General features: G+C 39.7%; 23 protein-coding genes. All 23 read left to right on the top strand.

Annotation, left to right across the window (positions count from 1 at the left end; genetic code table 11):
• Window positions 1–2 precede the first annotated feature (2 nt).
• The 23 genes from BK049_RS05200 (at window position 3) to BK049_RS05105 (ending at window position 12952) form a co-directional block, all read left to right on the top strand.
• On the top strand, window positions 3–665 hold the full coding sequence (locus BK049_RS05200) for a DnaD domain-containing protein (RefSeq protein WP_071168010.1): 663 nt from the start codon (window positions 3–5) through the stop codon (window positions 663–665).
• A complete protein-coding gene (locus BK049_RS05195) occupies window positions 568–1497 on the top strand; it encodes a DnaA ATPase domain-containing protein (RefSeq protein ID WP_052006302.1) in 930 nt (309 codons plus the stop codon). The genes BK049_RS05200 and BK049_RS05195 overlap by 98 nt, the downstream gene beginning before the upstream one ends.
• A 396-nt stretch (window positions 1498–1893) precedes the next feature.
• Window positions 1894–2196: a hypothetical protein gene (locus BK049_RS05190; RefSeq protein WP_052320732.1), complete on the top strand. Its 303-nt coding sequence runs from the start codon at window positions 1894–1896 to the stop codon at window positions 2194–2196.
• Window positions 2186–2641, top strand: a complete 456-nt coding sequence (locus BK049_RS05185) for a DUF1064 domain-containing protein (protein WP_052320733.1) — start codon at window positions 2186–2188, stop codon at window positions 2639–2641. The genes BK049_RS05190 and BK049_RS05185 overlap by 11 nt, the downstream gene beginning before the upstream one ends.
• Before the next feature lie 113 nt (window positions 2642–2754).
• Window positions 2755–2919: a hypothetical protein gene (locus tag BK049_RS19480; RefSeq protein ID WP_017360274.1), complete on the top strand. Its 165-nt coding sequence runs from the start codon at window positions 2755–2757 to the stop codon at window positions 2917–2919.
• Between the two features lie 73 nt (window positions 2920–2992).
• Window positions 2993–3196, top strand: a complete 204-nt coding sequence (locus BK049_RS05180; protein ID WP_071168009.1) for an XtrA/YqaO family protein — start codon at window positions 2993–2995, stop codon at window positions 3194–3196.
• A gap of 24 nt (window positions 3197–3220) precedes the next feature.
• On the top strand, window positions 3221–3478 hold the full coding sequence (locus BK049_RS05175) for a hypothetical protein (RefSeq protein ID WP_071168008.1): 258 nt from the start codon (window positions 3221–3223) through the stop codon (window positions 3476–3478).
• Window positions 3479–3528: 50 nt separating this feature from the next.
• Window positions 3529–4425: a hypothetical protein gene (locus tag BK049_RS05170; protein WP_071168007.1), complete on the top strand. Its 897-nt coding sequence runs from the start codon at window positions 3529–3531 to the stop codon at window positions 4423–4425.
• Complete coding sequence (locus BK049_RS05165) at window positions 4406–4678, top strand: hypothetical protein (RefSeq protein WP_071168006.1); 273 nt, start codon at window positions 4406–4408, stop codon at window positions 4676–4678. Before BK049_RS05170 ends, BK049_RS05165 begins: the two co-directional genes overlap by 20 nt.
• Before the next feature lie 71 nt (window positions 4679–4749).
• Entirely contained in the window at window positions 4750–5103 is a 354-nt protein-coding gene (locus tag BK049_RS19700) for a hypothetical protein (protein WP_244887369.1), read from the top strand.
• A 59-nt stretch (window positions 5104–5162) separates the two neighbouring features.
• Entirely contained in the window at window positions 5163–5297 is a 135-nt protein-coding gene (locus BK049_RS19960; RefSeq protein ID WP_280513609.1) for a hypothetical protein, read from the top strand.
• Window positions 5272–5505: a hypothetical protein gene (locus BK049_RS05155; protein ID WP_071168005.1), complete on the top strand. Its 234-nt coding sequence runs from the start codon at window positions 5272–5274 to the stop codon at window positions 5503–5505. The genes BK049_RS19960 and BK049_RS05155 overlap by 26 nt, the downstream gene beginning before the upstream one ends.
• Window positions 5506–5744: 239 nt before the next feature.
• Window positions 5745–6155, top strand: a complete 411-nt coding sequence (locus BK049_RS05150; RefSeq protein ID WP_071168004.1) for a hypothetical protein — start codon at window positions 5745–5747, stop codon at window positions 6153–6155.
• On the top strand, window positions 6152–6514 hold the full coding sequence (locus BK049_RS05145) for a hypothetical protein (protein WP_071168003.1): 363 nt from the start codon (window positions 6152–6154) through the stop codon (window positions 6512–6514). The genes BK049_RS05150 and BK049_RS05145 overlap by 4 nt, the downstream gene beginning before the upstream one ends.
• Window positions 6515–7033: 519 nt before the next feature.
• Window positions 7034–7156, top strand: coding sequence for a hypothetical protein (locus tag BK049_RS19955; RefSeq protein WP_280513608.1), 123 nt, complete (start codon window positions 7034–7036; stop codon window positions 7154–7156).
• 14 nt (window positions 7157–7170) lie between these two features.
• The gene (locus tag BK049_RS05140; RefSeq protein ID WP_071168002.1) at window positions 7171–7635 is read left to right on the top strand and encodes a hypothetical protein; all 465 of its coding nucleotides are present in this window, start codon (window positions 7171–7173) and stop codon (window positions 7633–7635) included.
• 155 nt (window positions 7636–7790) lie between these two features.
• Window positions 7791–8291 carry a hypothetical protein gene (locus tag BK049_RS05135; protein ID WP_071168001.1) on the top strand — a complete coding sequence of 167 codons (501 nt, stop codon included), beginning with the start codon at window positions 7791–7793 and terminating at the stop codon, window positions 8289–8291.
• A gap of 73 nt (window positions 8292–8364) precedes the next feature.
• Window positions 8365–8544: a hypothetical protein gene (locus BK049_RS05130; protein WP_145939391.1), complete on the top strand. Its 180-nt coding sequence runs from the start codon at window positions 8365–8367 to the stop codon at window positions 8542–8544.
• 130 nt (window positions 8545–8674) lie between these two features.
• The gene (locus BK049_RS05125) at window positions 8675–8902 is read left to right on the top strand and encodes a hypothetical protein (protein ID WP_071167999.1); all 228 of its coding nucleotides are present in this window, start codon (window positions 8675–8677) and stop codon (window positions 8900–8902) included.
• Between the two features lie 43 nt (window positions 8903–8945).
• Window positions 8946–9701, top strand: coding sequence for a phage terminase small subunit (gene terS / locus BK049_RS05120; protein WP_083381086.1), 756 nt, complete (start codon window positions 8946–8948; stop codon window positions 9699–9701).
• Entirely contained in the window at window positions 9688–10890 is a 1203-nt protein-coding gene (locus BK049_RS05115; protein ID WP_071167998.1) for a PBSX family phage terminase large subunit, read from the top strand. The genes terS and BK049_RS05115 overlap by 14 nt, the downstream gene beginning before the upstream one ends.
• Before the next feature lie 4 nt (window positions 10891–10894).
• Entirely contained in the window at window positions 10895–12340 is a 1446-nt protein-coding gene (locus BK049_RS05110; protein ID WP_071167997.1) for a phage portal protein, read from the top strand.
• A 33-nt stretch (window positions 12341–12373) separates the two neighbouring features.
• The gene (locus BK049_RS05105) at window positions 12374–12952 is read left to right on the top strand and encodes a DUF4355 domain-containing protein (protein ID WP_071167996.1); all 579 of its coding nucleotides are present in this window, start codon (window positions 12374–12376) and stop codon (window positions 12950–12952) included.
• Window positions 12953–12962: the final 10 nt, after the last annotated feature.

Raw genomic sequence — 12962 nt, 5'->3', positions numbered from 1 at the left:
GCTTGAACTACCTAAAAGAAATAAACGGCTTCATGCGGTGGCTTGAAACAACAGAACTAAAGCCCACCACTCAAGCATTGTGGTTTCACTTGATGGATATAAACAACAATTGCAGATGGAAAGAATGGTTCACAGTGTCCAACAGTCGTCTTTATTCGCGGTTAGGGGTTAGTGAAAATACCATGGATAAGCATCGAGATATTTTAATGAAGCATGGACGCATTGAGTACAAGCCTAAAGGTAAATCAGCGGGCAGTTATCGCATTATTAGTTTAGAAAATACAGCAAGCATTGCCCCTGTACCTGATGAAGAACCTGAAAAGCCAAAAGAAGAAAAACCAACACGACAGGAGGGCGAGCAACATATGAACCCATTCGTTTTTTTTGAAAGTCATTTTGGTGGCACATTAAGCCCGATTAATGCCCAAAAAATCGGTCAATTCATTGATGACCACGGGGAAGAGAAAGTTTTGCAGATCATGAAAGAAGCCGTTCAGAAGGATAGGAAATCAATCAATTGGGTGTCGGCGGTATTGTACAGACCAATCAACAAAGGAGGCAAGCAGGATGCCAAAGGCAACGCTGGACGAAGTGTTTCAAAGAATGAAGGCCAATCTAAAGTCACGCCAATTTTCGGCACCGGCCGTCACAGAAGAAAAGCATGAATGCAATGAGTGCAAGGACAAGGGAATTATCGTGTATCGGATTCACAAAAGCACAGAAGAGCGCATGAAAAACGAGGGGAAACGCTTTGATCTAGCAGCTCATGAAATGGTTCGTGAAGATGACTTTCTTGCTGGCAAAGTATGTAGCCCTCAAGAGGCGAAGGAATGGAAAACAACCTTTTCCCGTCAATGCTCATGCGTTGCTGAAAGAGCGGCGCGAAAAAGGCAAATGAAGCTGATGAGTGCCAGCAACATCTCAGAAGGATTCAGGAAACTAACCTTTAAAAACTTCTCTCTTGAAAAAAAGCCGGATGAGGTTAAAGAGCTGTATGACTGTGCTTTTGAATATGCTCAGAAATTTAAGGAGATTAGAGAGACGAGACAAAATAGTATCGCCCTACTTGGTCAGTCAGGTGTGGGAAAAACTCATCTTCTCACAAGCATTTCAAATGGCTTCATAGAACGATTTAAATTATCTGTTATGTATTTCCCTTATCTGGAGGGGATGACCGATTTACGAAAAGATTTTGATGAATTAGCAGCCAAGCTGGAGCTTCTAAAGACCGTAGATGTTTTGTTCATTGATGACCTATTCAAACCCAAAGCGGGTGTACCTCAAGTGACACCGTGGCAGTTCACACAGATACAAGAGATCGTCAACTTTCGTTATTTGAATTATAAGCCAATCATGGTTTCATCTGAACTTGATTTAAACCAGCTCTTGGAGATTGACGAAGCATTTGCAACAAGAATCTATGAAATGGTAAAAAACTACACGGTCACTATTGAGAAGAACATAAAACTAAATCATCGGTTAGAAGGAGCGGTTTAAATGTGTGAAACATGCAATGACGAGAAAGTCGTCATAAACGAAGATGCTTTCATGGCGGGCTACTATCCCTGCCCTGAATGTAACACCACAGGACGTAAACAGAGCCTGAAGCCAGTCATTGAAATGTTAGACAGAATGTTAGTCGAAGCAAGGGCGCTGGAAGGAAAGACAGCATGAAGACGATGGCCGCACTAATCACTATAGCTTTCACGGCATCATCAAGAGAAAGGAAGCTCCTGCAATGGATGCGGGATGACGGGAGGTAACACAAAACAATAGCAATGAACCCTAGTATCACTGAACTACTGAAACGAACCAACCTAACTGAAACAGAAAAATCAAAGCTCGTTGCCGAACTGAAAAAGCACTTCCAGCAACGGAAAGCGAGGGTGAAGAATGGCAAAAGTATTGAAAGATCAAACACTCTATCAATGTGAACAGTGCGGAAAACGTCTTCTTACGCCGCACGGTGCTAAGTTACATGAAACTAAGTATTGTTCAGTTGTTAGACAGAGAGAAGCAATGATTGAGCATAAGAAACGTCAGGAATCCTGTGAACATAAACACATGGAAATGAGTTACGGTTCATGGTTGGGAGAAGACCATTTACAATTACCTGAATTTGAATACTGTGCAGACTGCGGAATGTCCGAAATGGATATTGAGAAGCAAAAGAAGGAGAGGGCAAATGTCCAATAAATACGGCGCACGCAAAACGGTAGTAGACGGCATCACCTTCGACAGCAAGGCAGAAGCCAAATACTATGAGCATCTTAAATGGCTCAAGCAAGCCAAACAGATAAAAGACTTTTCATTGCAACCACGCTTTGAGCTTCAAGAAGCCTTTAAGAAACATGACAAGACTTTTCGGAAGATTGAATATATTGCAGACTTCGAGATCACTAAACTCGATGGAACAAAAGAAATAATCGACATTAAAGGCATGGAAACGAAAGAGTTTGCTATCAAGCGAAAGCTTTATGAACGCAAATTTGATACGCCGCTAAAGGTCATTGCTTTTGATCGGTCGTTTGGATTCATCGAACTGGACAAACTCAAAAAGCTGAAAAGGAAGGCGGGGAAACCAACTGTTAAACGTGGTAATAGCAGACGATCGTCCGTTGTGGGTTCAAAAGGAAGATAAGCTTATGGCCTGTATGACACGTTGCAAGCAGTTCAAGCGATGCTCAAGCCGCTTTGGATCAGATTGTAAAAGGATGGGCGGAGCGGAAATACCGAAGATTGGAGGATGTATAAATGCAAAAGGAAAACGTTAGAAAGCATGGTCCGGTTGTCACTTGGAAGATGACAGAAGAGGAAAGACAAGCTTATATCAATCAGCATCCAATCGTTTACCGTGAAGAATTGAAGCCCAAGCTGATCATTTTTGATCTCATGAATCCGTATGTCAGAGACAAATAAAAAAACACCGAAGCCGCTGCTCCAGTGCTAATTAAATCCAACACTTTAATTATAACACATGGGGGCGAAGCGGATGAACCAGCCAAAAGAAATAAAGGATTTTGCTACAACCATTGATCAGAATTTAGAACCTGGTAAGGTCCGCATTATCGTGATTGACGGCACCGAAGGTACTGCCCACATCACAGACGCACCTGAACACGGAAAAACAATCATTCAAACTGCTAAAGGTCACTTTGCAAGAGTTGACCATGAAATAGGTTACAAGATCAAATAATTCTTCTTCGGAGGTTGAAAGATTATGAGTCTACCAAAACATGTCGAACTGTCGCAGGCCGTCAAAGCCTGCAAAAATCAAGCAATGACAATAGATGATGCAGCTGCTGAAATTAGAGTTCCTGAATTTGTGGTGCCCATGCTGGTACGCAAAAACGATGACTTGGTCATAGAGGGCAATGTCGTCATGGCGAAAAGGGAATCGAACGGGCCTGTCATTCTCACGGTGCTTGGCTTCATGGGGATTATAACGATCGCTGGGTTGATGAGCGGAATTGGATAAAAAACAGGGATTTTACAAGGATAAAAATAAAATTAAAAAGGGGAATTTTTATGAAGCTGATTGGTATTAAAACAAATAACTGTTTTTTGGTGTCTGACAACATTCAAGGCGAGACATACTTTCGTAGTCAGTTAGAAGGTTATCTGTTTGATGGAGAAAAGGCTGAGAAAACTTATAAATCAGACTGGTTTAAATTAGATAAACAACCAAAAACGATTGAAAAGAAATTGGCAGCTAAAAGAATTAATTATAGATACGAATTGAAAGAGCAATTTCAAGAAACAGAATTAACGCCCAAAGTTATCAATGTTTCTTATATAGATGAAGGTAGTGAATTTTATGAAGTAAAGGGTCTATATGATTTGAAATTTGACCAAGAGCCTCAAAAGAATGAAAAAGTTGATTTCGAATTAAATGTACTTGAAGAATTTGATGGAGAATTAAAACTAGGGAAACAGGAATTTAATTTGAAGTATAACTTATTAGATAAAATTCAAACACATCCGATGATGCTTGAAACAAAGCCTTGCTACCTGTCACACAAAGAAAGTTATAACATTATCAGAAATCATGTTAATGCAAACATAAATCCTAAATATGCAAGAATCACTTCTGATTATGATTTTTGTTTAACTGTTAACAAAGTGGTTGAGCTTTACGAACATGAAGAATACGTTGTTGACTTAAATCGTATGTATAAACGCAGGAAGCCAAAGCTAGAAAAAAGGCTGCGAACAAAAAAAGAAGCAATCATTTATGAAGTTGCACCAAAAGCTTATCAAAATTACCCGATTGTTGAACCGTTCTGTGGAGAAAATGTTGAGGACATGAAAAATAACATTAAAGTTTTTTTAGATGAACTAATGGCAAATATCAACGAGCCCTTAATTGAATGTAAACATTGCAAAGGAAGAGGGGTAGTCTCTAATGAAAATCCTATTGGATAGAAATTACCTTGTTGACCATCTAGGCCTACCCTTTAATGCAGTATTAAAAGAAATTGTTGAAACATCTAGATGGAGTATTCATTATCGCATAGTGTTTGCATATCAAGACAAGTTTTATGAGACGACTTACGAGGAAGGCGCTACAGAGTTACAAGAAGATAGTCCGTGGGAATACGATGATCAGGTTGAGTGTTTTGAAGTCGAGCTTAAAGAAGTTATGGTTAAAAAATGGGTGAGGAAGGATTTGAAATAAAAGTAATTTTTTAAAGAAAAAGAGTGGTTTCAACCACTATATAGAAGCCTAGCGGCTTAGGAGGAAACGGTATGAGTGAACATGTGTTAAAGGAATTTGAAACGCTTAGGGAAGCGGTTGAATTTATAAAGGACGAACTGAAAAAAACGGACGAGCGAAACACAAGAAACCTAGATGTAATTCGAACCTTGGACCCTAGTTTAGCATCAGAAGAGAATGCTATGACAATTTATACTGATGTTGTCGCTGATGATGAAGATGGAGAACTTACAGAGAACATCAAAGAAGTAGCGGCACTATATGCAGCAGCAAAATACAGCCGCATTCCTGGAGAAGATAAAGAATTAATACCATTTGAAGAAGTCCTTGAGGATTTAACCAGCGAAGGAGAAATGATGCTGGCAGTAGACGGAAGCTTGATATAAGAAAGGGGAATGAAGATGAAATGTTACTAGGCATGGATACAAGTGTATGAGAAAGGAAAATGGAAATGATAGATCAAAATAAAATATATAATTTTGACGCAATTACGTTTTTAGAACAAGTATATGAAGAGTTTGGGGATGTTGTAAATCAAGATGGAGGGATATTCAATGCTAACGAAAATGGAATTGCGTAATTTAAAAAAATATTCATGGATTAATTCAGACATGGTACTACAAATAGGTGAGGATATTGAAGGTAAATTTTATATTAGACCGATTAGATGGAGTGGTACTTATTCAAGTGGAAAATTAAAAGAAGGTAAGTGTATCGCAAGGTTTGATACAAGAGAAGACGCAGAATATGCTTTAATTAACATTTGTGGATATTCAAAAGGGTTCTAATAGCTCCAAGAGTGCTTGGAATTGACGAGGTTTATCTACATGAACAAGGGTTTAGTCGCAAACAGCCTTTTGCAGTATTTACAGACATTGAGAATAACGAAATCATTGAGTTTGTCTCAGGAAACAGCAAGGAACTGGTTGTTGGCTGTGAACACTGGACGTAGATTTATATTAAATGATATTGATCCAAAATCAATTTCGACTATGGAGCGCAGAGGACTTTCAAAGGAGGTTTCAGTATGAAAAAACTACTAATCACACTAACTATTATTATGGCTGCGGTGCTTTATGCGCCGTCTGCTCAGGCGGTAACGAGCGGATATAAAACAATTGGAGGGCATACGGTCAGCGTATCAACGGATGCCAATTCTTACACGCCGAGAGCTAAATCAATCGACGTGACAGCACGTAAAACAGGGAATGAAACAGTATACTATCGCTTCACGCTACAAAAGAAGGTGAGCGGCAAATGGAAAGATCAGCGGTTTAGCTTGGTCGGTTCTTTCAAAACAGCTACACCAGCAAAGGAATTTTACACAGTCAATCACACTGCTGGCACGCACCGTATCAAAATGACGATCTACAAAAACAGCAATTGGACAGGCGTTAAGGGCCATATCTATACGCCGTCATTCGAGGTGCGAAAATGAAAATTACTGTCGATCCTCAAGCAATGACATTTCATCTGAATTTTAAAAGTCATTGGCAACAAGCAGTAGGCCATGAAATAAAAGTCGGTGAATACCGGTTCTGTGTAACACCAATAGACAATGTATTAAAAGTTTCAGAAATAACGACAGGCGCGCTAGTAATGGACTTGCCAGAAAAGCCATTATCAAAAACGGAGTCTTTGAAAGCTTTCGAAGCAATAGGGAAACAGCTGCTAGAAGAAATGAAAAGGTCAAAGCATCTTTCAACCGCATTCGAGAATTTAAAACAAGAGTCTTTCAGGTTACTAGGTGAAACACCAGCACCTGAGGTCTTTGAGCTTGTGGAGGTAGCGGAATGACAGCAGAAGACTTGCACAGCTATTATTGTGAAGAATGCGATGAATGGACATACATTGACGAGCTTAATCATCCGGGAAACATCTATTGTGCTCACTGTGGTGAAGCAAATGTGAATATCAGCGCAAAGGATTACGAATTATTGAGATATGCAAGGTCGGAGGTCTTCGAATGAAATATAGAAAGAAGCCAGTTGTCATTGAGGTTGAAGCAATTTAATGGACCGGGAAAAACCGTGAAGACATCATAGAATTTTTGGACCTTCGTCCCGATGTATTGGAAGTAAGATTTAGAGGCGGTTTATTGTACATCGTAAAAGAGAAAGAATTGTTAGTTACTCAACCAGGATTATTTATTGTTTGGGAAAACGGAAACACGTATAGATGCTTTGCTGATGATTTTGAGCGGGAGTTTGAAAAAGTAATTTAATAAGTCCAAGACGGAGAGCCTGCGGACACTGATCAACACCTTTTTAGGGTGCTGGTTGGTGTCCGTTTTTTATTTGTCGGAAAGGAGCGGCCATGAAGAAGGATAAGCCGAAGAAACGACCGCAGGAGCTTACAGAAAGAGAGATACGTGAACTCATGGGGCAAAACATGCAGAGACTGAGAAGAGCCAAAGGCGGGGCGTACAAGCGTAAATAACGGGAGGAATATAGATGACAGATCAAATGATTGCTTGGAAGGTAGAAGAATGGATTAGAGACTATGAATTTATGCTACGAGAGATCGACAGGCTCACTAGGCTCCTGAATCGTGTTGAATTTGCAGGAGGTCAAAAGCTAACGGCAACATACGGTGATGAAGCTGCAATGCCTAAAGGATCAGCAGGAATAAGCCAAGCTGAACTAAGACATCTTGACCGCAGAGAAAAGCGACTGCTCAAATACGAAGCTATTGCTAATTTCCTTAATAAAGCCGTGGACCAAATGCAAGAGGAAAGACATTTAATCGTTTATGACTGCATGATGACTGGAATGAGTTACACCGCTATATCAGATCACCTTGAATGCTCAAGAGACACAATTAGAAAAATCAAAACTGAAATAATCGGCAACATCGTCAAAGAAGTCAAGAAAGTCAATTTTCTTCAACATTTGAAATCACTTAAAACCGCAGTGTAAACTTGAAGGCAGGACGGGGAGGCATAATTTCCCGCGTCACCACAAATTAATATATTTTCACTTGCTCTTGCGAGCTTGGGATTCGTTCGACAAATTTCGTAGACTCCTCAACTTTATCAATCTTATCCGATAATAAAATCGAGGAGTGAGTAGAGTTGGGTAAAAAAAATAAACGTGCAATTAAAAATAAAAGACAAAATGAAAAAATTAAGAAATTAGATAATGAGAACCACACGAAGAAATTAAAGGAATTAGAAGATGTGATCTACACATATCGAGATAAAGAATTACTTGCTTATTTTTTGAAAGAATTTAAATACGGTCAAGAAAAAAATTACTATAAAAAAAATGTGATACTACTTTATAATTTAGAAATTGAATGCCTAGAATTTGCGATAGCAAGGTTTTCACATATGGATAATAGTCTAGACCCTGTTAGAAGAAATCTAATGGCAATAGTGCCTTTATTCGCTGCATTTCTTACGGTCGCTTTTAATGTTAATGAAAATAAATGGTCAGGGTTTATATTTGTGACGGTATCAGTTCTAATTGTTCTGTGGCTTTTGGATAAAGACAGAAAGGATAGAATTGTTACAGGTTACATGTTAAAAACATTTGAGCAAGTAAAGGCAAGAAAAGAAAAGGATGAAAAGTGATTTTCGTTCGACAAATTTTGCGAATAGTTCCATGTACTTACTTTCTGCCGATATAAAGGCGGGAGGTGATGATATGAGTTTTCAAAGTGCGCTTGAAGATGTATTAGAAGATAGAATCAGTCACGAAGAATTAAAAGATATATTTACGGAGTTTTGTATGATTCTAACAGACGATTCTTATTCAAACTCAGACATTGGGAAAAGATTCAAACAGGTTTTCTCTAAAAGAGTAGCTGACAAATATTTAAAATAATCTATTGCATCCTGCGGGGTGCTTTTTTTGTTTCCTGTAAACTGCTTCCGATAATTCTTTACACCAAGCATCGGCTTAAAGGTAGAGTGCGGCGGCAGTTTAGAGCGAACAAAACAAAAGGAGTGATCAAATGGGCGGAGTTAAAAGCGTGTTCCCAGAAGCGGTGAACGGCTTGAGTAATTGGATTGAACAGAACTTTCATGAGATAGACAGCTATGTTACTACATTTAAGATGAAAGACGGGACGTTAAAGACTATTTACCTTAACGAATCATACCTAGAAGCTATTGGAATGATTGAAATCGCAAAAGAATCTCTTCATCAATCAGCAAAAGATGATGCGCTTGTCACGAAATAAAAATTACAAAACAACACAAAGAAAGGAGTGGCGGTGATGTGACATGGCAAGGGCTAGAAATCCGAATCGAGACAAAGCATTTCAGTTGTGGAAGGAAAGTGACGGAAGCCGCTTATTAAAAGACATTGCGGAAGAATTAGGTGTCACTGCAAACACAATTAGAAAGTGGAAAGCGAACGACAAATGGGATGAAGAATTTAAAGGGAGCGCTCCGATTGAGAAAAGGAGCGCTCCTATTCGTGGTGCTCCGAAAGGGAACAAAAACGCTTACGGAAATAGCGGCGGTGCTCCTGCAAGAAACCAAAACGCAAAGACGCATGGATTTTATTCAAAGCACATGCCAGCAGAAGCGTTTGAGATCATGCAGGACATTCAGGAGTTTTCCCCTGTTGATTTACTTTGGGAACAAATACAAATTCAGTTCACAGCAATTGTAAGAGCGCAGAAGATTATGTTTGTCGAGAATAAGGATGAAATGATCAAGGAGCTGAAAAAGAAAAAGTCAGTCGTTTCAGATTCAGCTGACATCGAAGAAGAAGAATACGAATTTCAGTTTGCTTGGGATCGTCATGCTACATTCCTAAACGCTCAATCTAGGGCAATGTCTGAGCTTAGGGGCTTAATAAAGCAATTCGACAACATAGCCCATGAGACAGACGAAAGACGGCTTAAACTGGAGCAGATGCGCTTGAACATTGAGAAGACTAAGAAAGCCATTGATGGCGGTAGTGAAGGCAGTGGAGAAAACAAAATTGCTTCAATGCTTCAAAAGATGGTGAATGAACATGGAATTGAATAAAAAGCAAAAAGAGGTATGGGACAGCTTCGTAAAAGAGCGTCCTAAAATCCTTTTGTGCAGCGGAGCAAAAAGAGCAGGGAAAACATTCGTGCTCCTTTTAGCATTCCTTGCTCACATTAGTAAATATCAAAACAAGGGTCTTTCATTTATCATCGGTGGCGCTACTCAAGCAACCATCAAGCGTAACGTATTGAATGATCTCGAATTGATATTAGAGAAAGAGCTTAAACTAGACAAAGCAAATGCCATTGAGATATTCGGCAACCGGGTCTACTGTTTCGATGGTGCCAATGTGGATGCTTGGAAAAAAGCGAGGGGTTTTACATCAGCTGGCGCATTTTTAAACGAAGCAACCGCTCTTCATGACTCATTTGTGAAGGAAGTTATATCCCGTTGCTCATACAAAGGCGCAATGGTCTTGATGGATACAAACCCTGAAAACCCAATGCACACCGTAAAAAAGGATTACATCGATAAAGACGGGCAAAGATTAAAGAGTGGTCGCCTTAACATCAGGGCTTTTCACTTTTCTTTGTTTGATAATAACTTTCTTGATCCTGAATATGTTGAAAGTATAGTGGCATCGACACCGAGTGGCATGTTTACGGACAGGGATATTCATGGTTATTGGGTTGCGCCAGAAGGCGTGATATACAAAGATTTCAACAAAGATGTGCATTACATCAAGTCAGATCAATTAGAGAACGTCAACTTTGTAAAATACTTCGCTGGCGTTGACTGGGGGTATGAGCATTTTGGTTCCATCGTCGTTATTGGAGAGGATGATAAGCAAAATTATTATCTCTTGGAAGAGCATGCAGCGCAGCATGAAGAAATAGATTATTGGGTCAAAGTGGCGAAAGATATAAAAGAGCGTTACGGCAGCATGAACTTTTATTGCGATACCGCTCGACCAGAACATGTTGTTAGATTCAGGCGTGAGAGGTTAAGAGCCTTGAATGCTGATAAGGCTGTAGTGTCTGGTATAGAAGAGGTGGCAGGCTTGTTCAAGAAGAACAGGCTTTTTGTTGTTGAAGACAAAGTAGAGCGCTTCAAACAAGAAATATTCATGTATGTGTGGAATCAAAAGACGGGTGATCCAGTTAAAGAATGGGACGATGTGCTTGATTCAGTGCGTTATGCCCTCTATACACATAATAAACCGATGAGGCGTAAAGGAGAGAGGTGAGCAAATGAATGAATTTGTACAGTATTTAAGAGAACATGATATTAACAGCAAAGTCATTGATGCGATTATAAATTCTCATAAAGAACAGCGAGATAAAATGATCAATCAGTACGAGAGATACAAAGCGTCCATTGAGGGTGTGCCAATTCTCCAAAGGGATGCTTTTACACTTGAGCATCAAGAGGACTTTGAAACAGGAGCGATCCTCAGAATAGATGATCGAGTAAACAATCGCTTAAACAACGGTTTTGATAGTGAGATTGTTGATACAAAAGTGGGTTACATGTTTGGTCATCCAATCACTTATGAGGTGGATAAAAACCAAGTAAGTGAATCAGGGGCTTTAGTCGAAGTGATCAATAGATTTAATCTGCTAAATACTATCGAGGATGCTGATAGTGAACTGGGTAAGAAAGCGGCTATCTGTGGGTATGCCGCTCGCTTGGCTTATGTCGACACAGCGGGAGAAGTTAGGACTGTGAATATTGATCCGTGGGAAGCGGTCATTATTGGTAGCGGCAATGACATAACTGAACCTGAATTTGCTCTTCGATATTATGAGGTGACAACCTGGGTAGATGGAAAGCAGATCAAACGTGAAAAGGCGGAGTTTTACGACTCTTCTCACGTTTACTATTTTGAGAAGCTTGAGAATGGATGGCAAGAGATTGAAGTAAAAAAACATCTATTTGACCACTGTCCTTTATTCGGTTTGCCAAACAATGATGAGTTTATGGGTGATGCTGAAAAGGTCCTTTCTCTAATTGATGCTTATGATCGAACGCTGTCAGACGCCTCAAATGAGATTGAGCAGTTGCGACTTGCTTACATGATCTTTAAAGGTGCTGGTGCTGACGAGGAAACGCTTGAGAAGCTAAAGAAACATGGGGTCTTTGAGCTGTTCGGTGATAACGATGACGTGAAGTTTTTAACAAAAGATATAAACGACACAATGATTGAAAATCACTTGGATCGTCTGGAAGAAAACATTATGCGCTTCTCTAAGTCGGTTAACTTCTCAGATGAAGCGTTTGGCGGCAATCTAACAGGCGTTGCGATGCGGTACAAGCTTATGGCTCTTGAGAATAAATGTATCACTATGGAGCGAAAAATGACTGCTGCTTTGAGATACCAATACAAGTTGCTATGTTCAGCATGGGCGAGGAAAAACGCATCTATCACCAATGATGATTATCTGAAAGTGTGGTTCACTTTCGCGCGCAACCTACCTGCCAACATTGCTGAAGAAGCAGAAACCACAGCAAAACTAAAAGGTCTTGTAAGCGAAGAAACAAGGCTGTCACTTCTTACGTTTGTTGATGATGTGCAATATGAACTTGAAAGAATGAATGAGGCGAAAGTAGATTCCATATATAGCTTTGACGAAGATGAGGAGCTAGACAAACGACCTGCCGGAAGTCGTGAAAAGACGGAAAACTTAGACGTGTAGGCTCGTACTACATGGCTTGGAGGATGAAGAATAATGAACATTGAAGAAATTAAGCAGTTTCTTGAACAAAATAAAGAAAATGAAGAAGTAAAAGCGTTTGTGGGAGAACTATCAGCCGTGTCGGTCGACAAGGTGAAAGGATTCCTAGAAACAGAAGAAGGAAAGAAATTCTTGCAGCCGCGCTTGGATCAACACTTTACCAAAGGCCTTGATACATGGAAGGCAAACAACCTTGAAAAAATCGTTGAAGAAGAGGTTTCAAAAAGGAACCCGTCTAAAACACCAGAGCAAATTGAAGTTGAGAAACTTAGAAAAGAAATTGAAGCAGAAAGAGCGGCACGAAATAGAGAAACTTTAGTCAATAAAGCCCTTAAAGCAGCTGATGAAAAGAAGTTGCCAAAGGACGTTATTGACTTTTTTATTGGAGAAAACGAAGATTCTACACTGGAAAATCTAAACAAGCTTGAAGAATCATTCAATGCTGCCGTGCAAGCTGCTGTAGATGTGAAATTCAAAGAATCGGGCCGCGAAATTGAACGAGGTAATGGTGCAAGCCATTCAGGCGGTGTAGACATCGCAAAACTAGCTTCACAATCAAGCATTAGAAAATAAGGAGGGCTAT

Source organism: Bacillus xiamenensis (genome assembly GCF_001857925.1).
In the GTDB taxonomy this organism is placed as follows: domain Bacteria; phylum Bacillota; class Bacilli; order Bacillales; family Bacillaceae; genus Bacillus; species Bacillus xiamenensis.
This window is presented reverse-complemented; position numbering and strand designations above follow the sequence as displayed.